General features: G+C 42.9%; 23 protein-coding genes. 11 read left to right on the plus strand and 12 right to left on the minus strand.

Annotation, left to right across the window (positions count from 1 at the left end):
- Positions 1-524: 524 nt before the first annotated feature.
- Positions 525-1,088 (plus strand): VRR-NUC domain-containing protein, encoded by a 564-nt coding sequence (locus NFR90_RS06435; RefSeq protein WP_251451563.1) that lies wholly within the window; start codon positions 525-527, stop codon positions 1,086-1,088.
- 104 nt (positions 1,089-1,192) lie between these two features.
- On the plus strand, positions 1,193-3,166 hold the full coding sequence (locus NFR90_RS06440) for an N-6 DNA methylase (protein ID WP_251451564.1): 1,974 nt from the start codon (positions 1,193-1,195) through the stop codon (positions 3,164-3,166).
- 43 nt (positions 3,167-3,209) lie between these two features.
- On the opposite strand, the gene NFR90_RS06445 is transcribed toward NFR90_RS06440, so the two are convergent.
- The 6 genes from NFR90_RS06445 to NFR90_RS06470 all read right to left on the minus strand — a co-directional run bounded on the left by NFR90_RS06445 (position 3,210) and on the right by NFR90_RS06470 (position 7,251).
- Positions 3,210-3,677: a hypothetical protein gene (locus tag NFR90_RS06445; RefSeq protein ID WP_251451565.1), complete on the minus strand. Its 468-nt coding sequence runs from the start codon at positions 3,675-3,677 to the stop codon at positions 3,210-3,212.
- On the minus strand, positions 3,674-4,156 hold the full coding sequence (mobC, locus tag NFR90_RS06450; protein ID WP_251451567.1) for a plasmid mobilization relaxosome protein MobC: 483 nt from the start codon (positions 4,154-4,156) through the stop codon (positions 3,674-3,676). Before mobC ends, NFR90_RS06445 begins: the two co-directional genes overlap by 4 nt.
- A 130-nt stretch (positions 4,157-4,286) precedes the next feature.
- Positions 4,287-5,453: a ParB/RepB/Spo0J family partition protein gene (locus tag NFR90_RS06455; protein WP_251451569.1), complete on the minus strand. Its 1,167-nt coding sequence runs from the start codon at positions 5,451-5,453 to the stop codon at positions 4,287-4,289.
- Positions 5,450-6,316 carry a ParA family protein gene (locus tag NFR90_RS06460; RefSeq protein WP_251451571.1) on the minus strand — a complete coding sequence of 289 codons (867 nt, stop codon included), beginning with the start codon at positions 6,314-6,316 and terminating at the stop codon, positions 5,450-5,452. Before NFR90_RS06460 ends, NFR90_RS06455 begins: the two co-directional genes overlap by 4 nt.
- Positions 6,317-6,340: 24 nt before the next feature.
- A complete protein-coding gene (locus NFR90_RS06465) occupies positions 6,341-6,967 on the minus strand; it encodes a hypothetical protein (RefSeq protein ID WP_251451573.1) in 627 nt (208 codons plus the stop codon).
- Positions 6,964-7,251, minus strand: coding sequence for a hypothetical protein (locus NFR90_RS06470; protein WP_251451575.1), 288 nt, complete (start codon positions 7,249-7,251; stop codon positions 6,964-6,966). The genes NFR90_RS06465 and NFR90_RS06470 overlap by 4 nt, the downstream gene beginning before the upstream one ends.
- Positions 7,252-7,548: 297 nt before the next feature.
- On the opposite strand from NFR90_RS06470, the gene NFR90_RS06475 reads away from it, so the two are divergent.
- Positions 7,549-7,695, plus strand: a complete 147-nt coding sequence (locus NFR90_RS06475; RefSeq protein WP_251451577.1) for a hypothetical protein — start codon at positions 7,549-7,551, stop codon at positions 7,693-7,695.
- A gap of 58 nt (positions 7,696-7,753) precedes the next feature.
- On the opposite strand, the gene NFR90_RS06480 is transcribed toward NFR90_RS06475, so the two are convergent.
- On the minus strand, positions 7,754-8,503 hold the full coding sequence (locus NFR90_RS06480; protein ID WP_251451579.1) for an ATP-binding protein: 750 nt from the start codon (positions 8,501-8,503) through the stop codon (positions 7,754-7,756).
- A gap of 14 nt (positions 8,504-8,517) precedes the next feature.
- Positions 8,518-9,873: a hypothetical protein gene (locus NFR90_RS06485; protein WP_251451581.1), complete on the minus strand. Its 1,356-nt coding sequence runs from the start codon at positions 9,871-9,873 to the stop codon at positions 8,518-8,520.
- A 108-nt stretch (positions 9,874-9,981) separates the two neighbouring features.
- On the opposite strand from NFR90_RS06485, the gene NFR90_RS06490 reads away from it, so the two are divergent.
- Positions 9,982-10,275, plus strand: coding sequence for a hypothetical protein (locus tag NFR90_RS06490; protein WP_251451582.1), 294 nt, complete (start codon positions 9,982-9,984; stop codon positions 10,273-10,275).
- Between the two features lie 30 nt (positions 10,276-10,305).
- Here NFR90_RS06490 and NFR90_RS06495 read toward each other — a convergent pair whose 3' ends face one another.
- Positions 10,306-11,019: a hypothetical protein gene (locus tag NFR90_RS06495; protein ID WP_251451583.1), complete on the minus strand. Its 714-nt coding sequence runs from the start codon at positions 11,017-11,019 to the stop codon at positions 10,306-10,308.
- 148 nt (positions 11,020-11,167) lie between these two features.
- On the opposite strand from NFR90_RS06495, the gene NFR90_RS06500 reads away from it, so the two are divergent.
- Both NFR90_RS06500 and NFR90_RS06505 read left to right on the plus strand, forming a co-directional pair.
- Entirely contained in the window at positions 11,168-11,419 is a 252-nt protein-coding gene (locus NFR90_RS06500) for a transcriptional regulator (protein ID WP_160335446.1), read from the plus strand.
- On the plus strand, positions 11,412-11,699 hold the full coding sequence (locus NFR90_RS06505) for a helix-turn-helix transcriptional regulator (protein WP_251451584.1): 288 nt from the start codon (positions 11,412-11,414) through the stop codon (positions 11,697-11,699). Before NFR90_RS06500 ends, NFR90_RS06505 begins: the two co-directional genes overlap by 8 nt.
- A 222-nt stretch (positions 11,700-11,921) precedes the next feature.
- Here NFR90_RS06505 and NFR90_RS06510 read toward each other — a convergent pair whose 3' ends face one another.
- Entirely contained in the window at positions 11,922-12,257 is a 336-nt protein-coding gene (locus NFR90_RS06510) for a hypothetical protein (protein WP_251451585.1), read from the minus strand.
- Between the two features lie 237 nt (positions 12,258-12,494).
- Positions 12,495-12,827: a hypothetical protein gene (locus tag NFR90_RS06515; protein ID WP_251451586.1), complete on the minus strand. Its 333-nt coding sequence runs from the start codon at positions 12,825-12,827 to the stop codon at positions 12,495-12,497.
- Between the two features lie 86 nt (positions 12,828-12,913).
- Here NFR90_RS06515 and NFR90_RS06520 point away from each other — a divergent pair, with 86 nt between their 5' ends.
- Positions 12,914-13,099 (plus strand): hypothetical protein, encoded by a 186-nt coding sequence (locus tag NFR90_RS06520; RefSeq protein ID WP_251451587.1) that lies wholly within the window; start codon positions 12,914-12,916, stop codon positions 13,097-13,099.
- Positions 13,100-13,373: 274 nt separating this feature from the next.
- On the opposite strand, the gene NFR90_RS06525 is transcribed toward NFR90_RS06520, so the two are convergent.
- Positions 13,374-13,946: a hypothetical protein gene (locus tag NFR90_RS06525; RefSeq protein WP_251451588.1), complete on the minus strand. Its 573-nt coding sequence runs from the start codon at positions 13,944-13,946 to the stop codon at positions 13,374-13,376.
- A gap of 100 nt (positions 13,947-14,046) precedes the next feature.
- On the opposite strand from NFR90_RS06525, the gene NFR90_RS06530 reads away from it, so the two are divergent.
- The 4 genes from NFR90_RS06530 to NFR90_RS06545 all read left to right on the plus strand — a co-directional run bounded on the left by NFR90_RS06530 (position 14,047) and on the right by NFR90_RS06545 (position 17,339).
- Positions 14,047-14,772 (plus strand): TrbM/KikA/MpfK family conjugal transfer protein, encoded by a 726-nt coding sequence (locus NFR90_RS06530; RefSeq protein WP_251451589.1) that lies wholly within the window; start codon positions 14,047-14,049, stop codon positions 14,770-14,772.
- A gap of 10 nt (positions 14,773-14,782) precedes the next feature.
- Positions 14,783-15,070, plus strand: coding sequence for a hypothetical protein (locus tag NFR90_RS06535; RefSeq protein ID WP_251451590.1), 288 nt, complete (start codon positions 14,783-14,785; stop codon positions 15,068-15,070).
- A 63-nt stretch (positions 15,071-15,133) separates the two neighbouring features.
- Positions 15,134-15,394 carry a hypothetical protein gene (locus tag NFR90_RS06540; RefSeq protein WP_251451591.1) on the plus strand — a complete coding sequence of 87 codons (261 nt, stop codon included), beginning with the start codon at positions 15,134-15,136 and terminating at the stop codon, positions 15,392-15,394.
- Between the two features lie 208 nt (positions 15,395-15,602).
- The gene (locus tag NFR90_RS06545; protein WP_277612800.1) at positions 15,603-17,339 is read left to right on the plus strand and encodes an ESPR domain-containing protein; all 1,737 of its coding nucleotides are present in this window, start codon (positions 15,603-15,605) and stop codon (positions 17,337-17,339) included.
- Positions 17,340-17,343 lie beyond the last annotated feature (4 nt).

Genomic DNA, 17,343 nt, shown 5'->3' on the forward strand with positions numbered 1-17,343 from the left:
CCGATAGTTTGCTGAGCAAACTCAGAGCTTTGCTTTTTAGAAGCAAAGCCGGATTTTCGCCTTCGGCGTCTCTACCCCCGGCGTTGTCCACAGCCGGGCTTTGCCTACGGCTTGTGGTCAACGCCGCAAACTGCGAGAAGCTGTGCACATTTCACGCCCGAACGCTTGCGTCAGAACTGGCTGTAGTGAGCGGTGTTTGAAATCGTGCTCAGGTTCGAGCGCTTTTTTAGGAGGGTAAAAAATCGTCCTATTGAGAAAAAGTTGTTCCGGAACAACTTTTATACCAATTGCAGTATTTTTTACCCTCCAGAGAACCGATAGTTTGCTGAGCAAACTCAGAGCTTTGCTTTTTAGAAGCAAAGCCGGATTTTCGCCTTCGGCTTTTGGACTTCGGCGTTGTCCACAGCCGGGCTTCGCCTAACGGCTTGTGGTCAACGCTGCACGCTGCGAGAAGCTGTGCACATTGCGCTTAGGTTCGATTAATATTGTCAGCAAAACATTAAATATTCCCCGTCAAGAAATTTATGAAAACAAAATCTGTTGAACCTAATATTGCTGATCTAGCTAACGGTTGGTTGAAATCTTATGGACTTGACTACAAGCTGGAACAAGAAAGTCTTAACTCCGAGATAGATAAGGCCTTAGATGAATACTTGTCAAAAAGCGGCGGAAAAGGAGGTAACCGGCCCGACGCAAAACTGCTTTTACAAGACAAGGAATTAAACTACTGGCCTATCCTTATCGAATACAAGGGTTATAAAGACAAACTAGTGAAGCTTGATGCTGCCGGAAACGTAGACAACACAAAAAGCAAAGGAGAACCTAATTACCAAAATATTAAATCTTACGCTGTCAACGGGGCCGTTCATTATGCGAATGCGCTGCTTCATCACACAAGCTATACGGATGTTATTGCCATCGGCATGACCGGATTCCGTGATGAACTCGGACAGTTACAGCATCAAATTTCGGTTTATTACGTTTCAAAGAAAAATTTAGGTGTCGGACAAAAAGTCGGTGAATATACTGACTTATCATTTTTACCCCCCCCGGATTCAATAATTTTATTGAAAAAATTAGACAGTTAAGTTTAAGCCCCGAGCAAATCGAGCGACTAAGGGAACTAAAAGAACAAGAAATTCAGGCCAGCTTGACCAAGTTAAACAATGATATTTACCAAAATGAAAAAGGGTTGAGTGAAGATGACCGAGTTTATCTTGTTGCCTCATCTATCATTGCAACTCTGGGAGTTCCAGGCAAGGTCAAACCTCTTGAAAAAGATGATTTGAAGTGTTCTCAGGAACCTGAAAACACTGACGGGGAGATTATTCTTAGAAAGATTCGATCATTTCTGAAAGAGAAATCTTTACCAAGCAGTAAAAGAGACCTCATCATCAGAACCCTTCAGAACACGCTTACTAGCGACAACCTGAACAAAGTGACTGCCGGAGAAACTCAGCTTAAAAGAGTATTTAATAAGATTGTTGACGATCTGGGCCGTTATTACAAAATCGGTTTGACAACTGACTTTACCGGCAAATTATTCAATGAAATGTACAGCTGGCTTGGTTTCTCACAGGACAAGCTTAATGACGTTGTTCTTACTCCTTCTTATGTTGCGAAACTTTTGGCAAAATTAGCCAGGGTTGACAGAAATTCCTATGTTTGGGATTTTGCTACCGGCTCTGCCGGACTTCTTGTAGCAGCGATGAATGAGATGCTGATTGATGCCAAAAACAACATCAAATCACCTAAAGAACTGGCGCTAAAAGAGGCACAAATCAAAGCTGAACAGCTCCTTGGTTTGGAAGTTCTTCCGAGTGTCTACATGCTTGCCATTTTGAACATGATTCTTATGGGAGACGGCAGCTCCAACATCATCAATAAAGATTCATTAAATGATTTTGATGGCAAATACGGTTTTGGAAGAACTCAAGAAGACTTTCCGGCAACTGCTTTTATTCTTAATCCTCCGTACTCTGCTGATGGAAACGGAATGATTTTTGTTGAGAAAGCTCTTGGAATGATGACAAAAGGTTACGCTGCAATCATTATTCAGGGTTCGGCAGGGTCCGGGAAAGCGGCTGATTACAATCGCAGAATTTTAGAAAAACATACACTGCTGGCGAGCATTAAGATGCCCGATGACCTTTTTATAGGCAAATCCAGCGTCCAGACTTACGTCTATGTTTTCCGCGTCAATGAAGCGCATCATCCTGATGATAAGGTTAAGTTTATTGATTTTTCAAATGACGGGTACACTCGAACAAGCCGTAAAAAGGCAAGTGTAAATCTTAGGGATACCAATCATGCTAAAGAAAGATATGAAGAAGTCGTACAGCTTGTTCGCTTTGGAGAAAGCAAGTTAAAGCTTCTGACAAAGAAAGAATACTACGAGGGAACCATCGACCCTACCAACGGAGCTGACTGGAACCAAACCGCCCCGATCGACACAAAACCTACTCTCGAAGATTTCAAAAAGACCGTCGCGGATTATTTAGCTTGGGAGGTTTCTACCCTACTCAAGCATCAGGCCAGAGAGGATGATTCTTTGAGAAAACTCACCCCTCTTAACATGAAACTGGAACATGTTAAATGGAGCGAGTTTAAATTAGGAGATTTGTTTGATATACAAAAAACCACAAGTTTCGATTCAGACGAGCTAACCGATGGAGATGCGTATGATTATGTAACCCGTACTTCCAATAACCAAGGGATATTAAGAAAGACAGGGTTTGTTAACCAGTCAAATATAAATAAAGCCGGAGGATGGAGTTTAGGGCTGCTTCAAATGGATTTTTTTTATCGTGAAAGACCATGGTATGCCGGGCAATTTGTCAGACATATCGTTCCAAAAATTGAACTGACAAGGTCATCCATTCTCTTTTTTACTACTGTACTAAATAAACTGAAACCTAAATTGTTATCTGTTTTGGTGCGCCATGTTAATGAAGTCTTTATCAATAGCAAAGTAACACTTCCAATAACAGCCAATGGGAAAATTGATTTTGACTTTATTGACACTCTCGTGAAGGAATTGGAGACAGAACGAGTGGCGAAGCTGGAGGCATATTTAACTGTCGCAAATTTGAAGGATTTTGATAAGAAAAGAACAGCCGCAAAACAATCGGAGAATAAAAGAAGCTGCGTTGGCCACAAGTCGTAAGCTAAGGTTCGGCTGGGTCAACGCTAAAAATACGTTTTCTGCCTCACCGGGAGCGTTCATTATCTTGTTTTTTCTTTTCCGGAAACTGATCCATGAGAAGTCCTAATTTTTCATGCTCCTTTAAAAACCTCAGCCACGCAACGCCGTATTCTTTGCCTATGAAATTTTTAATTTTTTCCCATAAATGAGACTTTTTCAGCAACAGCAATTTAGAAAAAACTTCTTCAGTGTATATATCGTTGCAAATGAAATCTTTGTTCATGCCCTGGGCATAACCAAAATTGCCTTCTGAGACGAGATCGAGTAATGCTCTAATATGGTTTGCTACCTTGTGTGTACCCGGATGATCCGGCACGAGGCTATTGTCCTCAATGCCGTAATCTCCGAAAACAGAATCTTCCGACTCTCTAATCGTTAAGTTTTTCCACTGGATTCCCGGTTGGTGCCAGTCTCCGCAAGTCTCTAAACTGCACCTTAAATTCAATGCGTGAATGCCAGTGATGTATTTCATGATTTTTCTCGCTCGTCGATCTTGGATCGATAATAATGTTCCTTCAGAATGGTTTCAATAAATTTCATGTGATTGAGAACCTTTCTGTTTACGCCGTTGACTGAGCTCACGGCGGTTTCGATTACTTCGGAAGTGATTGAACCCCCTTTGTTCTGTGCGTTCAGCACTCTGGCAACTTGGTTCAGATTTGTTCCGACTTTGTTAATCGCCAAAGTGCTGTCAACTATCTGCTTTTTTGTCTTCTCATCAATCTGCGGTTTGCTCAGCAAAAACTCTCTGATGGCTGCTATGACAACGGTTTGAACGTTCTGGCCTCGCTGCAAAGAGACTCTCTTCAAAGCCTCTGCTTCGCTTTCAGTTGTGCAGATTTTGATCGGACGCGTCTTCTCCTCGATTTCATCCAAAACTGTCAGCTTCGGACTCCAATCCTCCTTAAGCGGTCCCTCTAAAACGAATTTGACATAGGCACTCAGTGACATTCCCTTTGAAAAGGCTAACTCCTTCAGTCGGAGTTTTTCCTTTTTGGACACCCAACAGGAAACAGATTCTTTTCGTTCTCTCATGCGTACTCTTCGGTTTTAAAAGGGCGGCTAATTGCCGCCCAAATCATTAAGCTTCAATGATTCTGTTGATTTGAACATCTTCCGCAGGAATTTCTTCTTCAACACCGTCGTCCCATTTCACGAAGACTCCAAAAGAAGATTTCCTCTTATATAAAAGTTCACATTCGCGCCCCTCAACCAAGCAAAGGATAAGGGGTTTTTTGAAAAGCAAGTTCGGTTCATTTGCTTCCAAAAAATCATCTGTGGCCTTTTCCACATCGTTTGAAAATTCTTCTGACCCGAAATTCTCAAGCGGTTCAGTCTCTGTGCTCTTTTCTTCATCGTTAAAAGCCTCCTCGTCAGAACCAACTTCAGAACTATCATCAGCGTTGTTATCATCCTGAGAATCCGCTTCAACCTTGCTCTCTGTCTCATAGTCATCTTCAAAATCAATGTCGGTATCGGACCCGGTTTCTGTTTTCGTGATCTCTTCGGTCTCCAGAGAAGACTCTTCTATGGCTCCTTGCTCTTCTTGCCTTTGCTCCTGTATTTCTTCGACAGGAGACTCTTCCTCAGCCGGCTTGCGGCTTGGATCAAAGTTATTGGCGTCCGATTTAGTGATAGTTTCCTTTGATTCAATGAACTGCTGAGTTTCCTCGGGATATGTCAGAAAATTCTTAAATAGGAGATACGCCGTCTGGATACTGTTAATTTTTTTAGAACGTACAGCTTCCCTGATACAGGGAGGCATTTCTACCCAAGCAGCCAACTTTGATATCTGTTCTTTTCTTATCCCTAAGTTTTTAGCGATATATGTTTGGGACTCGCCTAATTCGATTCTTCCGCACACAAATTCAGCTAATTCATTGACGTTCAGGTCCGCACGTTTAAGGTTTTCTACCTGCAAATAGCCAAGCTCTTTTTCGTCGGTATTGTTCTTAACGATTGCTTTGATCGTGTTTGAGCCGTTGAGCAAAACTGCTCTGAACCTCCGTTCCCCCGCTATGACGACGTATTGGTCAACGCTGATTTTTCTGAGCACGATCGGCTGAATCAAACCATGCTCTTTGATGCTTTCCGCAAGCTCTGACAGCTGCTCAGGATCAAACTCCTTTCTCGGCTGATTTGGGTCAGGAATGATTTTTTTGAGTTCAATTTCCTGAATCGTCAGTTCTGAGTTCACTACTCGGTGTGTGAAATTTGAACTGTTTCTTTTTAACGCTTCTAAATTCATTCATTTTCTCCGTTTATCTCAAACAATTTTTTAGTTTCCGGGTTCTGTCCAATTCGTATCGGCTTATGAATCGGAAGGCCTAGTTTGTGAACAAGTGAAATCCAAACTCTTGCCAGTTCCGCCGCTTCTTTTCTCGGTTTTCCGCCTTCGGAGAAAAAAACAGGTCGGTGAAACTGCTGTGCGGCTGTGAACTCGCTTCGATCAGAAATGAAACAGAAATCCTTCTCTTCTTTCGTTCTTGGGTCGAATTTCTTTAGGAGCAGATTCCCCGTGCTCTTCATAATTTGATCAAAATTTTCTTTCTGAATGCCCTGCATTTTGACCATGGAAAGCAGCAAACCGACAAGCTCCAGTTCAGTGTTGATCTCCTGAGAAATGATGGAGGCTCTTGTCATGGTTTTGTCAACACCACTGATACTTTCAGCTTTTGCCTGGAAGGGAATTAAATAATTAGTTGACACTGAAAGTGCCGCCAGCTGACGCACATCAGCGCTCGGCGGGCAGTCGATAATGCACAGATCAAAGTTGTCTGCAACGGTTTCAAGCGCGTTGTTAAGGTTCATCGCAACTCGTGCTTCTTCATTGAGACTTTCCAACTCCAGCAGAGTGTCATCGCCCGGTACCACTAGGAATTCAGAATCAGTTGAAATTGATTCACCGTCACGCAAAATTTGACCGCTAGAGGCGGGGTTTAGTGAGCATAGACCCGATTGAGACAGGATTTCTCCGGTGTTGTTCTGTTGATCCAGATCAACCACGAGAACTCGATTTCCAAGCTTGTATCGACAAAAGTAGCCAAACTGCGTTGTGACAAAGGTTTTGCCAACCCCGCCTTTTTCATTGATGACAGATAAGATTTTCATTTTTGCTCCTTGAACATTGAACTGCTATTTGATTTTTTTGAAAGCGACAATTTCATCCGCGTAAAAGGTCCAACCCATAGTTCTGTGCCAGGTGACGGCTCTTTGTCTGCCGTCGGAAAGCTGAACCTCAAACGTTTCTTCAGTTTCCGGTTGAAACTTTGGAAAAGCGTTCCACTCGTCAGAACTTGCTTCTGTTTGGTTTTCAAGCCATTGCGCACTTGCAGGCTGGGAAAACTCTCGAAACGCTTCAATCATGAACTCGGGAATTTGAATCCAATTTTTTTGACTCGTCAGTTTGCCGGTGATGAAGCGACCGTTTTTCAACTTAAGCAACCAGTAATCGCATTCCAGAGGTTTTCCGTCTATGAAAGGTTCAGTGTTTAGACGCGGAGGAATCACGTCCGGCCAATCGTTCCAAGCACCCGATTCATACGTTTTGGTCTCAATCAGATGCTCTCTGCCTGCAATAATTGCCAATTGTTTGTTAGTTACACTCTGTTCGGCAGAGACAGCAAAAACAATGTCGTTCGCGTTGCGGCTCTCATAAGCGGCTCTCAGAATGGAGTCTAGGTCTGCGTGATTCTTTAGGGCGCTTCGGATGATCTCTAAAAGTCGCGGATGAAATTTTGATTCGAGATCAACTTCAATCATTCGTTTTCTCCTGTAGAGGTTGTTTCAAGAGGCTCCCACGCAACCACATTGCGCGAGGCGTATTCAGAAAATCCTTTATGAGTTATGCAGTCAATCGTGAAGCAGACATCATCAAAAAACGTCAAACTCCAGTAACCTTTGGTTGTTTTGATCCCGGTGTCACTGTCCGATTTAACGGCGATTGAAACAAGCTCATAAGGCTGCGGCAAAGTACTGAGATCGTTTTCAGATACCCTTGCCCAATCGATTTTTACCCAATGGTTAGCGAGATTTAAACGAGACATATCGCCTCCTGAAATCGGATAGAATCGCAGAGCAGAATTCGCCGAGGATGTCTTTTTAAGAATGAAAGGCGGTACGGGTGTTCATTTTGGCCCCGTAAAACGGTAGCAGCCCAACTGCTGGTAACAGTCAAGCCGAAAGTAGAATTCTCCGCAATCTCTTTATTGGAATTGCTTCTTTTTGAAGCATAGGCCCCGCCAGAAATGAAAACTTCTAAATTTCTGGAGGGAAGAAAAACACGGGACTCAACCCGCACTTGCCGGTGCGGGAAGAGTCCCTGATTAATAAGGAGATTAGTCGTGCAAGCTAAGAAAATACGACTACTTCTGCTCCTTATCGTGTTGAGGGAATTATCCGTCAATGCTGACTTTGTTGTCAACTTTGAAGGCTCAATTTCCTTTGCGATCCTTGGAGCAGCGGCGCTTTTGCTTTTGATTAAGCAATAGCGTTGTGCAATGCCGGGACGGTTGTTTTGTTCCGGTATTTTTTTTAGATTTTTGGGGTTCACAGGGACTTCCTCCGCCAACTCGGCCAATTGAACACAACGATCTGAGACGATTCACAGACACGATCAAAGGATCGTTCTTCCAGATACTCCTCAATCGAATCAGTGCCCGTCAGGTTCAGGTTTGAGACAAAAATCGTCGGACGCATTGACTCGTATCGGTTGTTGATCACTTCAAAAAGCAAATCCCGATCCCTGGCAGAAGCACTTCGGTAGGCGCCGATTTCATCAATAACAAGAAGATCGACTGCTGTAAATCGTCGAATCATTTCTTCCTGGGTCGTTCCTGTTCCCGCCCAAGTTGATTTGATTTTGCACAACAGTTTGTCCACAGAGGTGAAAAATCCGGAATGCCCGGCTCGAATGACTTGAGAAAGAGTGGCACACGCCAAATGAGTTTTTCCTGTCCCGCATGTGCCGATCAACAGAAGTCCACGCCCATCTGCCAGAGAATTGGTGAAATTATCTGCAAAGTTTTGACAGGATTCGAGCGCGAGTTTCTGATTGTCCGAAGAGACTACGTAATTCTCAAAACTCCTCTCAGCAAAACGAAGTGGAATTTGACTCTCGCCGAAAATTTTCCGAATACGGCTTTCTTCTCGGCAAACAGGACATCCAGCCGATAAAAAGGTGCCCCCGCCGATCAGTCCGTCGTTGCGAAGCATGGATGCAAACCATCCATGCCTTTTACAGCATTTCGCTATGTAGCGGCTTTCATCAATTTTTTCTCTTGGGGTGAAGTTCTTCATGACAACCTCGATTCTCATTTTTTGTAATTCGGATCGATCTTCCAGGTTCCATCAGGCAGTTGGATCAAGCCCTTCGTGTAATCACGCTGAGGCCCTTGTTTGGGTGCGGCTCGAAGCGTTCCGTCCGGAAGTTTGACCACGCCGGCGTAATAATCGCGCTCGGCGAATTTCTTTGGTGCTGTGGGTTTGCTTCGGTTTCTCAGTGCGGCAGATTCTCTCTGGAGAGATTTCACAACAAACGCTATTGCCGAGCTGAGCGGTTTGTTTTCCTTGTCCTTGGCTGCCTGACAGCGAGAGAAAACAGCCTGAAAAGTTTCTAAATCAAAGTTTTTAAAATCCCGCCGAAGATCGTCAATTGCTTGCGAATTCTCGGCTTTTCGTCTCATCCAGCCTTTCAGATTTTTTTCGTCCAGACCGAAATACTTCAAAATCGATAGAAATTCATCTACCGAACATTCCCGATTTTCTTGCGCGAAAAGTTGTTCAACTTGTTTATCCGATACGGATTCCGATACCGATTTATTTTTTTTATTAATAAAATTATCCGAATCAGAATCGGACGCGCGTGCATATGTGTGCGCGCTCGCGTGAGGAGCAGGGACGGCGGTTTCATCGGCGATTTCGGTCAAATCCTCAGAATCCCCGTGATTAAAGACGTTGGGCGTTTCTTCTTCATCAATCGCAAACGCTTTGTTGGCAGTTTGTTGCGTGTTTGTAGCCGTTTTGTTAAACCTTTGTTGTTCGTTTGTTGGCAGTTTGTTGATATTTTGTTGCCCGTCTGTTGATATTTTATTGCCCGTTTGTTGACAGTCCGTTAATGATTTGTATTGTTCTTGTTGATCGTTTGCTAAATGCTTGTTGATAGTTTGTTGTCTATTTGTTGAAAGTTTGTTAAAGCTTTGTTGTTCACTTGTTGGCGATTTGTTGATGTTTTGTTGCTCGTCTGTTGATGTTTTGTTGAAAGGTTGTTGCTCAGCACGCATTTTTTTTGCCTCCGCGCTGGCTAATCCGGCTTTCCGTCGAGCAAGACGTTTTAAAACTTCCTGTTCGATCGCAGCTTCAAATTTTTCTTCAGCTTCTTGTTGAGCAAGGAGCACATTCTCTATTCGCTGATCAACATACAGGCCGTTTTCAAGAATGAAGAATTTGGAGAGAACTTTCTCTAAGGTTCTCTTTTGCTCATTTGTATACTGCGGATAAAGGCCCTCTATATCGTCAACGCTTAATGCTGAGCCCTTCAGAGAGTATCCAAGCCTTAGTTTGAAAAGGCAAATTAACTGAGCATCTGGTAGGCGCATGTAATCTTGCGTGAACTCCTCGGGTGTGATGCTGTACGCCTTCAAAGAGAAGGACAATCCAGACCTAAACATAATTAAATTCCAGTAGGCATAGTCATAGTATCTTTGCTATTAATAATAGTGGAATTTTGCTACTATTTCAATAAATTGTTATAATTAGTCAAAATAAGGAGTAGAAATATGAATCGAGTTTTAGTCCTATCTGTGTTTTTATTACTATCCAATGTGCAGGCCGCTTCGCTGCATACGATTGAAATATCAAATCTCAATTCATCAGAACTAATTAATCTCGCTAATTCACTAAAGGTGGAAAAAGATCAGTGTGCGGTTCAGGATTTAGAAGCTATCGCTGACAGGGCTAGATTTTTAAACGAAAAAAAATCTCTTACGTTAGATAATAGATTTTTAATTATGAATAAAGTTACAAAACAGCGTGTTGGATGTAGGAAGCAAAAACTTTTATTTAGACGTTAGGTTGGACGTGGCCAAGGTGGAGGTGTCTTTTTATAAAGGCTTACATTCCCAAAGCATCTTTACTTTTCCCAAAAAATCAATTTGCTCTTTATTGTCCACGACCTCTTCTAAGAGGTCGCTTTTAATAATAAGCCGCCCATCAATTAATTCAGAAATATTTCTGAATTTTGGTTTTCCATTTGTCTGTATAAGGTAGACTCCATCTCCGGCGAAAGAATTAATCGCCCTGTCAACAATGGCTATCGAGTTCCGAGGCATTGTCTTATACATTGCATTATCAGAAGTTAAATACCCGACGAGCTCAGCTTTTTCAGACTGCTTCATCGCATTTACTAAAAAGTTTGTCAATTGAATTTCTCCTTTTAATTTAGTATTCAATTGCGATTCAAACTCAGTAGTGACGATCTCGTACAAGGGTATCGACTCGGTATTATTCTCGTTTAATGGAGTTATGACTGGAGACTGGATATTCTCTAAATCGGGACGCAAAGGCTGTATTTCTTTGTGAAACTTGTCCATCCATCCAGACGGTAATCGTAAGCGAGCCTCTATATCTCTTGCTAAAGCTGTCCCCATCGTGCGGGATTTTCCAGTTGAAGGAACTATTGCTTTGTTTTTTATTTGACTTAGCGTTCCGTCTTTACGTTTTCTTCCAAGCGCGACATTAAGGTTTGCAATTGTTTTGTATTGCTCGATAAGAAACAAAAGATTTTGTAATCTGTTTTCCCTGATTTCTTCTTTCATGGCTTGCTCCAGCAGGAACTCTAATTATTAGCAGAAGAAAAAAATCAAAAGTCTATTTGCGATTCTTCACTATAGTAGCAACAGATTTTTTATAGTATAATTGCTACAATAACAGTATTAGTTATCAGCTTGAATTTAGCGAGTACTTATGAAGTTGCAAGAATACTTTTTAACAGAAGGCGCGAAAACACCATATGCGTTATCGAAGTACTTAAAAATTTTGCCTTCAAATGTTTACGGGTGGCTGCGGCACAATCGTAACATTCCGGTTGCTCATTGCGCCAAGATTGAAAGATTCACGGATGGAAAAGTTACCTGCGAAGAACTCAACCCTGGCTACGATTGGGATGCGCTGTGGAACGCACTCTCTAACCGTGAGGAGCGCAGAAAAAATGCCTAATGTATATACGCAGCTCAGAGCAGAACAGGTTGCAGATCGTCTGGGGATTTCTCTCTCCACGTTCAACCGTTTAATCAAAACTGAAACAAGCTTTCCCAAACCGATCAAGTATTCATCTCGCTGGGTGGCTTGGTTTGAGCTTGAGGTCAATGACTGGATTTTGCGTAAAGCAGCGGAACAAAGAGGAGTCGAGCCGGAAGTTCTGCTGAGTCATTTGCGTGAAATCGCTCCGCAGCCTGAACAACAACCGGAGCATTTTAATCAAGCAGGGGCTGCGTAAAAAAACAAAAACACAATCCCCCGATAAAAACAAAACTGATCTCAAGGAAAGATGATGCGAACAACTTATGAATTAACGGCAAGTGGAAAAGAATTTTCTTTTCCATTTGCGGCTGACGCTCGTCTTGTAACTAATAAGTATGATTTCATGCGAGTTTTACATAGTGTTGAAGGGTTATGCCCCAAAAATCCTTGTTGCACTCCTCTTCTTTGCCTTAACAGTTTATTCCTGTTTTTTTCTCCGGCCGCCTTTTATGCACAAGGTCCGAGAATGGACAGACAAAGAGTCCCTTCTATATTCTCTTCTGCTAATTCTTCTTTTTGGGATTGCTTTTATTCTTTTCAAAGTGTTGGAGTCCGGTTCGGAGCTCTTTTGTTCAATTTGAATTTTCGCGTCCCTTACTTCAGCTACAGCAAAGGCCGAAAACAAAGCACAAAACATAGACATTGCAGTACACAAGAAATCTGTAAGTTTGGGTTCTTTGTACCAACAAAAAATCAGTGCGAAAAGGCTGGCAGCCAACCAACACATAAATTTATCAGCAGAAGTAAATTTCACTTTTTCCTCCGGGTATTGGGTCGGGATTTTTTTAGGGATATTCAAATTCTACCCAGTACCGCGGAGACCTCAGCCAGACGTCCGATAGTCAAAAACAATCATGACGGATTTAACCTTCTTCAGAACAGTTGTTATCGTATTTTCTACTGTCGCAGTTTTTGTCTGCGCCTGGCAAAACGCGCTTCCTCAAATTACAAATCTTTTCTTGGGACGACCTCTTTCTTCAAACGACAAGCTTTATTTATTAGCCGTTTTGTTTGGGTCAATTATCGGTTTGACTCCAGCAGTCTTAGCAGTGGTGTACGCAGAGGAATTAGTTTCAGCGTTCTCAGATTTTTTCTCTTGAATCAATTGCCTGCTTATAGAAAGAGCAAGCCAAGCACAGCCGGCAGAAATAGCTGTTCCGAGAGCTGTAACGATATCGCAAAGATGTCCTACTTCGTCAGGGTAGCGTTGCTGAATGTACAAGAGAGAATAAGCCAAGGCTACTACGGCAACAACAACGTAAAGGATTTTGAGCGAACTTTTAATCGTGGTCTGAATCAGTTCGCAAATTATTTGAGATTTCATAGTTTTCTCCGCGTATTGGGTTGGGATTTTTTATTGGATTTTCAAATTCTACCCAGTACCGCGGAGACCTCAGCCAGGAGGATCGGATGATGCCTGAACTGTTTTTCTTCATCATTTTCGGCCTGTGCTGCCTGACTATTGCGCCTCTGTTTTTGTTCCAAAACGATGGAGACCCAGTGTCCTTCACTGCACCGGGACTAATGCTGATCGGCATTATGTTTGTCCTCATTGGCTGCTGCGGATTTGTAGGGCTGGAGAGTTACGGGAGCTGATGTGATGAAAACTTTCAATTATCCGATAGGAGACATGGTTATTCCCTATGTCAACTCTATTATTCCTGACATTTTGTTCTTCTTTGTTTTGTGTTTTTTACTACTTTCAATATTTGAAACTCTCCATTGTCTTTTTCTGTTGCAATCAAAAGATACGGAAAGGGTCAAAAAGGAACTTTTCAAGTTGCTGATTGTCACTACATTCCTGTTGCAAAGTGTTGGAGCCTTCTTTCTGTTCAAGGCAATTCTTTCGCCAGCACCCGCATCTGCTTATTTACTCGATGACGGCCTCAACCTTAATAAGTTCTTCTCTAAGAGAGGTATGCAAGCTAATCTGCAAACAATAATCCTCAGGGTAATCCAAAGGGGATAAAACATGAAAATGCAATTCTTGTGCTGGAAAGCTACCTTGATTGAAATGAATTTGAGTGTTTTGAACGAACGCGTTTTTTCTCCTATCGGAAAATTTCCAACCGGCAGGAAGCTGAATTTTGTACACAATGAAGGGGACGGAAACATTGGGAAAGCTTATGTTCAAATACTTTCCCGAAACCCCATCTTTTATCTTGGTACAGCTTGCTTCTATAGCTGGAAGTCTTTGATCCATACGTACGCGTTTTCGATTTGCATCAAAGGAGAAGAAACCATTAGCCATAGTAGCAACACAAGTTATCCCTGTGCAAACAGGGATAACGAAATCCGATATTCGAGCAGTCGGGTTATCTTTGATGTAGAACGCCCACATAACAATAAGCGCCACTGCAAAAGCGTAAGGAGCAACAACCACCCAAATGAAAATGCCACTGAACCTGTCTATTTGTTTTATCGATTGATAGCTAAGTTTCATAAGTTTTTCCTCCGAGGGTTGATTAGTAATTTAAGTGTGCAAACTAAATTCTATTCTTCCCCTCGGAGACCACTACCTATCGCGTTTTGAGGACTCAATAATGAAAACAATCCATCAAATCCCAAAACTTAAAACACTTTTGAGTGCAGCTGTTGTCAGTTCTGCGCTGTTTGCATACGGCTTCCATGCGTTGGCTGAAGACCTGACGGATTACTCGTCGATTCCGGGAATGCCAAAAATTGATCTTTTGAGCGGGGATGATCGCTGGGGCTGTGAAGTGCTTTTATGCCTGGCTAATCCGAACGGTCCTCGTGCGGTTTCGGAATGCAGACCTCCGATTGACAAGCTTTTTGACTGCCTCTCCTGGAGACATCCCTGCAAATTTCCGTCCTGCCCTATGGCTGGAGACGGCAATTACGCAAAGCAGCTGAATGACGGATTTGACCCCTGCTCGATCAGCGGAATGGAAGATGCGCCTCGCGGATTCGTCGTTCAGGGAAATTTGAATGATCCAGAACAGTTCTCAACCGGCAGAAAAAATCAAAAGTATTTGAGAGGTAAATCCACCTTCAATTACGGCGGTGAACATTATTTTGAATCTGATAACAGCGGCTATTGGGGCGGCACTAAAGCCTGCGTCAAAGGTTTTCAGGGGACCGCACTTGAGGCTTATAGCTGCCAGCAGGAATCAGGAGACAGCAGCTACTGGACAACGTGCTACAGGACAGTGCGTGTTTATGACGAAGTCGTCTGGCAAAAATTCCAATCAAGAAGGGCTATTGATGTCGTGATCAACGGACAGACTTGGACACGCGTTCACTGGTGAGGGAAACAACATGAGAATCAACGATAGGATTATTGACAATGCACAAATTTCAATCGTTTCAGACAAAAAGGTTCAAGCCGCAAACGGACTGAAACGCGTAACACTTTTTGAAGCAAAGGTTGCACGAGGGAAAAAGTTTTTGACAAAACAATCCCACAACCTTTCTGAGCTGCTTGAATGGATTTCAGATTGCAAATCCTTGAGCAATGCAAAACCTCTGCCCAAAACGTCAGCCCTTCCGGGGGGTTGGGCTGAAGAGAGGGTTAACTCTTTTTCTACCTCGAGATCAACAACTTGACCCGCGGGCAGAGGTTCTTTTTTTCAAAACAGTTTTCAACCAAGAATTTACAAGGAAGAAAAAATGACAGACAAAAAACACATTCAGAGATTAAAGCTGGTGCTGAAATGCGGCGGTGAGTTCGCAATTGATTTCAACGCTGAAGAAAACGGAAAAATCAATCCGCAGATCGAAAAGTTTGTCCAGCTTTTTTCGGACTTCGATCCTGAAGAGGACCACTCTATTGTGTTCGGCGGAGAACGCATGATCGGAGTACGCATAAGCGAAATCGCCGCATACGAGGTTCTGAGCCTGACTTTCACTCCGAAGAAAGAGAAAGAGTAAAGCGCCGATTTTGTCCGAAGCGGTAGCTGACGAATTTTAAGTGAGCGCTTCCTTGGCCGGCGGCTCTCAGCCGCTTCGGACATCCTCTATGTTAACTAATTATTCGTCAGCGAAGGCCCCGCAAGAAAGAAGCGGTGATGGTTGATTCTTTCTGAACGTTCATTTCGTCAGCGACAAAGCCGGCCAAGTTTTTGATCAAAAAACGAATATGAACAAAATCTTCAAATCCGTATGGAACAATAGCAGAGGCTGCTTTGTGGCAGTTTCTGAGGCAGTATCTTCGCATTCATCTAATAATGGACAATGCGTGATTCCCGGGCTCGTTCTGTCTCTTGTTCTGTCATCTGCAAATGCCATGCAGGTACAAGTGGGAACAATAGGTCAGACATTAACTGGAGGAACAATCTCTCAGAACGAAGACTTCACGTTCTCAGGTTCTAATGCATCAACCGAAACAGTTGGATTGTTAATTGCCACAGGGGCAGATGTCACAAACAATGCCAGCTTAAATTTTCGCAGAGCCGCCTCTTGGAACGGACTGGAGCAACCAATAACTGATATCGGGTTTAAAAACGATGGAACGTTTACCAACAATGGGGAATTGAACTTCAACGGCGGCAATGGAGATTATGGTTCCTTCAGCCATGCCGGAGATGGCTTCCAAATGGTCAACAATGGGCACCTCATTAACAGAGGCACTATCTCCATTAGAGACTGGTTTTCTTATTCCAATGGCAATGCCATAGGTTTTCAAAATAACGGAGTTTTTGATAATTACGGAACATTCACAATTCCAAGATATGAAAATGACTACAACGGTACAGGCAAAACCATGTACGGTTTCTGGAATACCGGTACCTTTAATCATTATTCAGGAACTTTTTATATTAAAAATGACGGCGGAAAAAAGACCGCTTCCAATCAATTTTTCTACAACACTGGAACAATGAACCTTTGGGGTCCCATGAACTTTGAAGGGAATTTCAGTCATGGAAAGTTAACCAACAAAGGAGGCACAATTAACTCTATTGCTGCTAATTTTGTCAGCATTGCAGCCGGAGCACCGATTCCTTTAGATGTTATTGATCCCAATAATGCCGTCACAACTATTACCGCAAACAGCTATAGAGGTGAATCAACGTTAGGCGAGACTCCCGAATGGTACCCACATATGGTTTTTGACGGAGGTACGTTAAATATTATTGATTATGCGCCAAGCTCCCCTGTAGCTGCCAAACTAAGAGAAAAATTCAATGGACAAAACGGAGCACAACTAATTTTTTCCGGCAGCAGGACCAGTATGGCTGCGGACGAATGGAACCTGGCAACAATCAGAGCCATTCAAGCCGAAGGGTTTAATGATTATATTTTTTATCGAAACGATTTAAATGCTCAGAATGCAGGGGTCAATGTAGGTAATTCTTCAAGTATTGCAAACAACATCGGATTTAGGACAATTAACGGTACTTCATCGATTTCCGTAACTAACGGAAGACGATTAACCGTCACCGGGATCGGCTCAGGATATGCAGTTGACAGAGATGTATCAATCAGCAACGGTACATTGCGATTGGGACACTCTTCTGTCGGAACTAACGGAGGCTCAATTCATAACATTGCCTTTTCCGGAGGCGCCTTGGAGATCGCACGGGGAGCTTGGTTAGGCAGCACTGTTCAAGGAAACGGTAATCTCAGTGTTGCTCAAAATTCGAGCCTAGGGCTGGCGGAGATTAAGAACATCGACTGTATTACAAACTCAGGAACGCTGAGCGTAAGTCGTGATGTTGCTGTTAGCGGAACAATTAATAATACAGGCTATCTAACAGTTTCCAATCTATTGAAGTTCGGGACAAACGCTAAATTAATTAACAACGGCGGCACTCTCCAGACTAACAATGTTTTTAACATTTTCGATTCCGTTGGAAGCAGGGGGCGCAAGAACTGAAGTA

This window comes from Parasutterella muris (assembly GCF_943193095.1).
Classification (GTDB): domain Bacteria; phylum Pseudomonadota; class Gammaproteobacteria; order Burkholderiales; family Burkholderiaceae_F; genus Parasutterella; species Parasutterella muris.

Coding starts and splice junctions, on each gene's coding strand:
- NFR90_RS06525 (WP_251451588.1), bottom strand. CDS start 13,946: ATGAAACTTAGCTATCAATCGATAAAACAAATAGACAGGTTCAGTGGC.
- NFR90_RS06435 (WP_251451563.1), top strand. CDS start 525: ATGAAAACAAAATCTGTTGAACCTAATATTGCTGATCTAGCTAACGGT.
- NFR90_RS06540 (WP_251451591.1), top strand. CDS start 15,134: ATGACAGACAAAAAACACATTCAGAGATTAAAGCTGGTGCTGAAATGC.
- NFR90_RS06445 (WP_251451565.1), bottom strand. CDS start 3,677: ATGAAATACATCACTGGCATTCACGCATTGAATTTAAGGTGCAGTTTA.
- NFR90_RS06485 (WP_251451581.1), bottom strand. CDS start 9,873: ATGTTTAGGTCTGGATTGTCCTTCTCTTTGAAGGCGTACAGCATCACA.
- NFR90_RS06520 (WP_251451587.1), top strand. CDS start 12,914: ATGATGCCTGAACTGTTTTTCTTCATCATTTTCGGCCTGTGCTGCCTG.
- NFR90_RS06470 (WP_251451575.1), bottom strand. CDS start 7,251: ATGTCTCGTTTAAATCTCGCTAACCATTGGGTAAAAATCGATTGGGCA.
- NFR90_RS06515 (WP_251451586.1), bottom strand. CDS start 12,827: ATGAAATCTCAAATAATTTGCGAACTGATTCAGACCACGATTAAAAGT.
- NFR90_RS06465 (WP_251451573.1), bottom strand. CDS start 6,967: ATGATTGAAGTTGATCTCGAATCAAAATTTCATCCGCGACTTTTAGAG.
- NFR90_RS06535 (WP_251451590.1), top strand. CDS start 14,783: ATGAGAATCAACGATAGGATTATTGACAATGCACAAATTTCAATCGTT.
- NFR90_RS06455 (WP_251451569.1), bottom strand. CDS start 5,453: ATGAATTTAGAAGCGTTAAAAAGAAACAGTTCAAATTTCACACACCGA.
- NFR90_RS06480 (WP_251451579.1), bottom strand. CDS start 8,503: ATGAAGAACTTCACCCCAAGAGAAAAAATTGATGAAAGCCGCTACATA.
- NFR90_RS06545 (WP_277612800.1), top strand. CDS start 15,603: ATGAACAAAATCTTCAAATCCGTATGGAACAATAGCAGAGGCTGCTTT.
- NFR90_RS06490 (WP_251451582.1), top strand. CDS start 9,982: ATGAATCGAGTTTTAGTCCTATCTGTGTTTTTATTACTATCCAATGTG.
- NFR90_RS06530 (WP_251451589.1), top strand. CDS start 14,047: ATGAAAACAATCCATCAAATCCCAAAACTTAAAACACTTTTGAGTGCA.
- NFR90_RS06460 (WP_251451571.1), bottom strand. CDS start 6,316: ATGAAAATCTTATCTGTCATCAATGAAAAAGGCGGGGTTGGCAAAACC.
- NFR90_RS06495 (WP_251451583.1), bottom strand. CDS start 11,019: ATGAAAGAAGAAATCAGGGAAAACAGATTACAAAATCTTTTGTTTCTT.
- mobC (WP_251451567.1), bottom strand. CDS start 4,156: ATGTCACTGAGTGCCTATGTCAAATTCGTTTTAGAGGGACCGCTTAAG.
- NFR90_RS06505 (WP_251451584.1), top strand. CDS start 11,412: ATGCCTAATGTATATACGCAGCTCAGAGCAGAACAGGTTGCAGATCGT.
- NFR90_RS06500 (WP_160335446.1), top strand. CDS start 11,168: ATGAAGTTGCAAGAATACTTTTTAACAGAAGGCGCGAAAACACCATAT.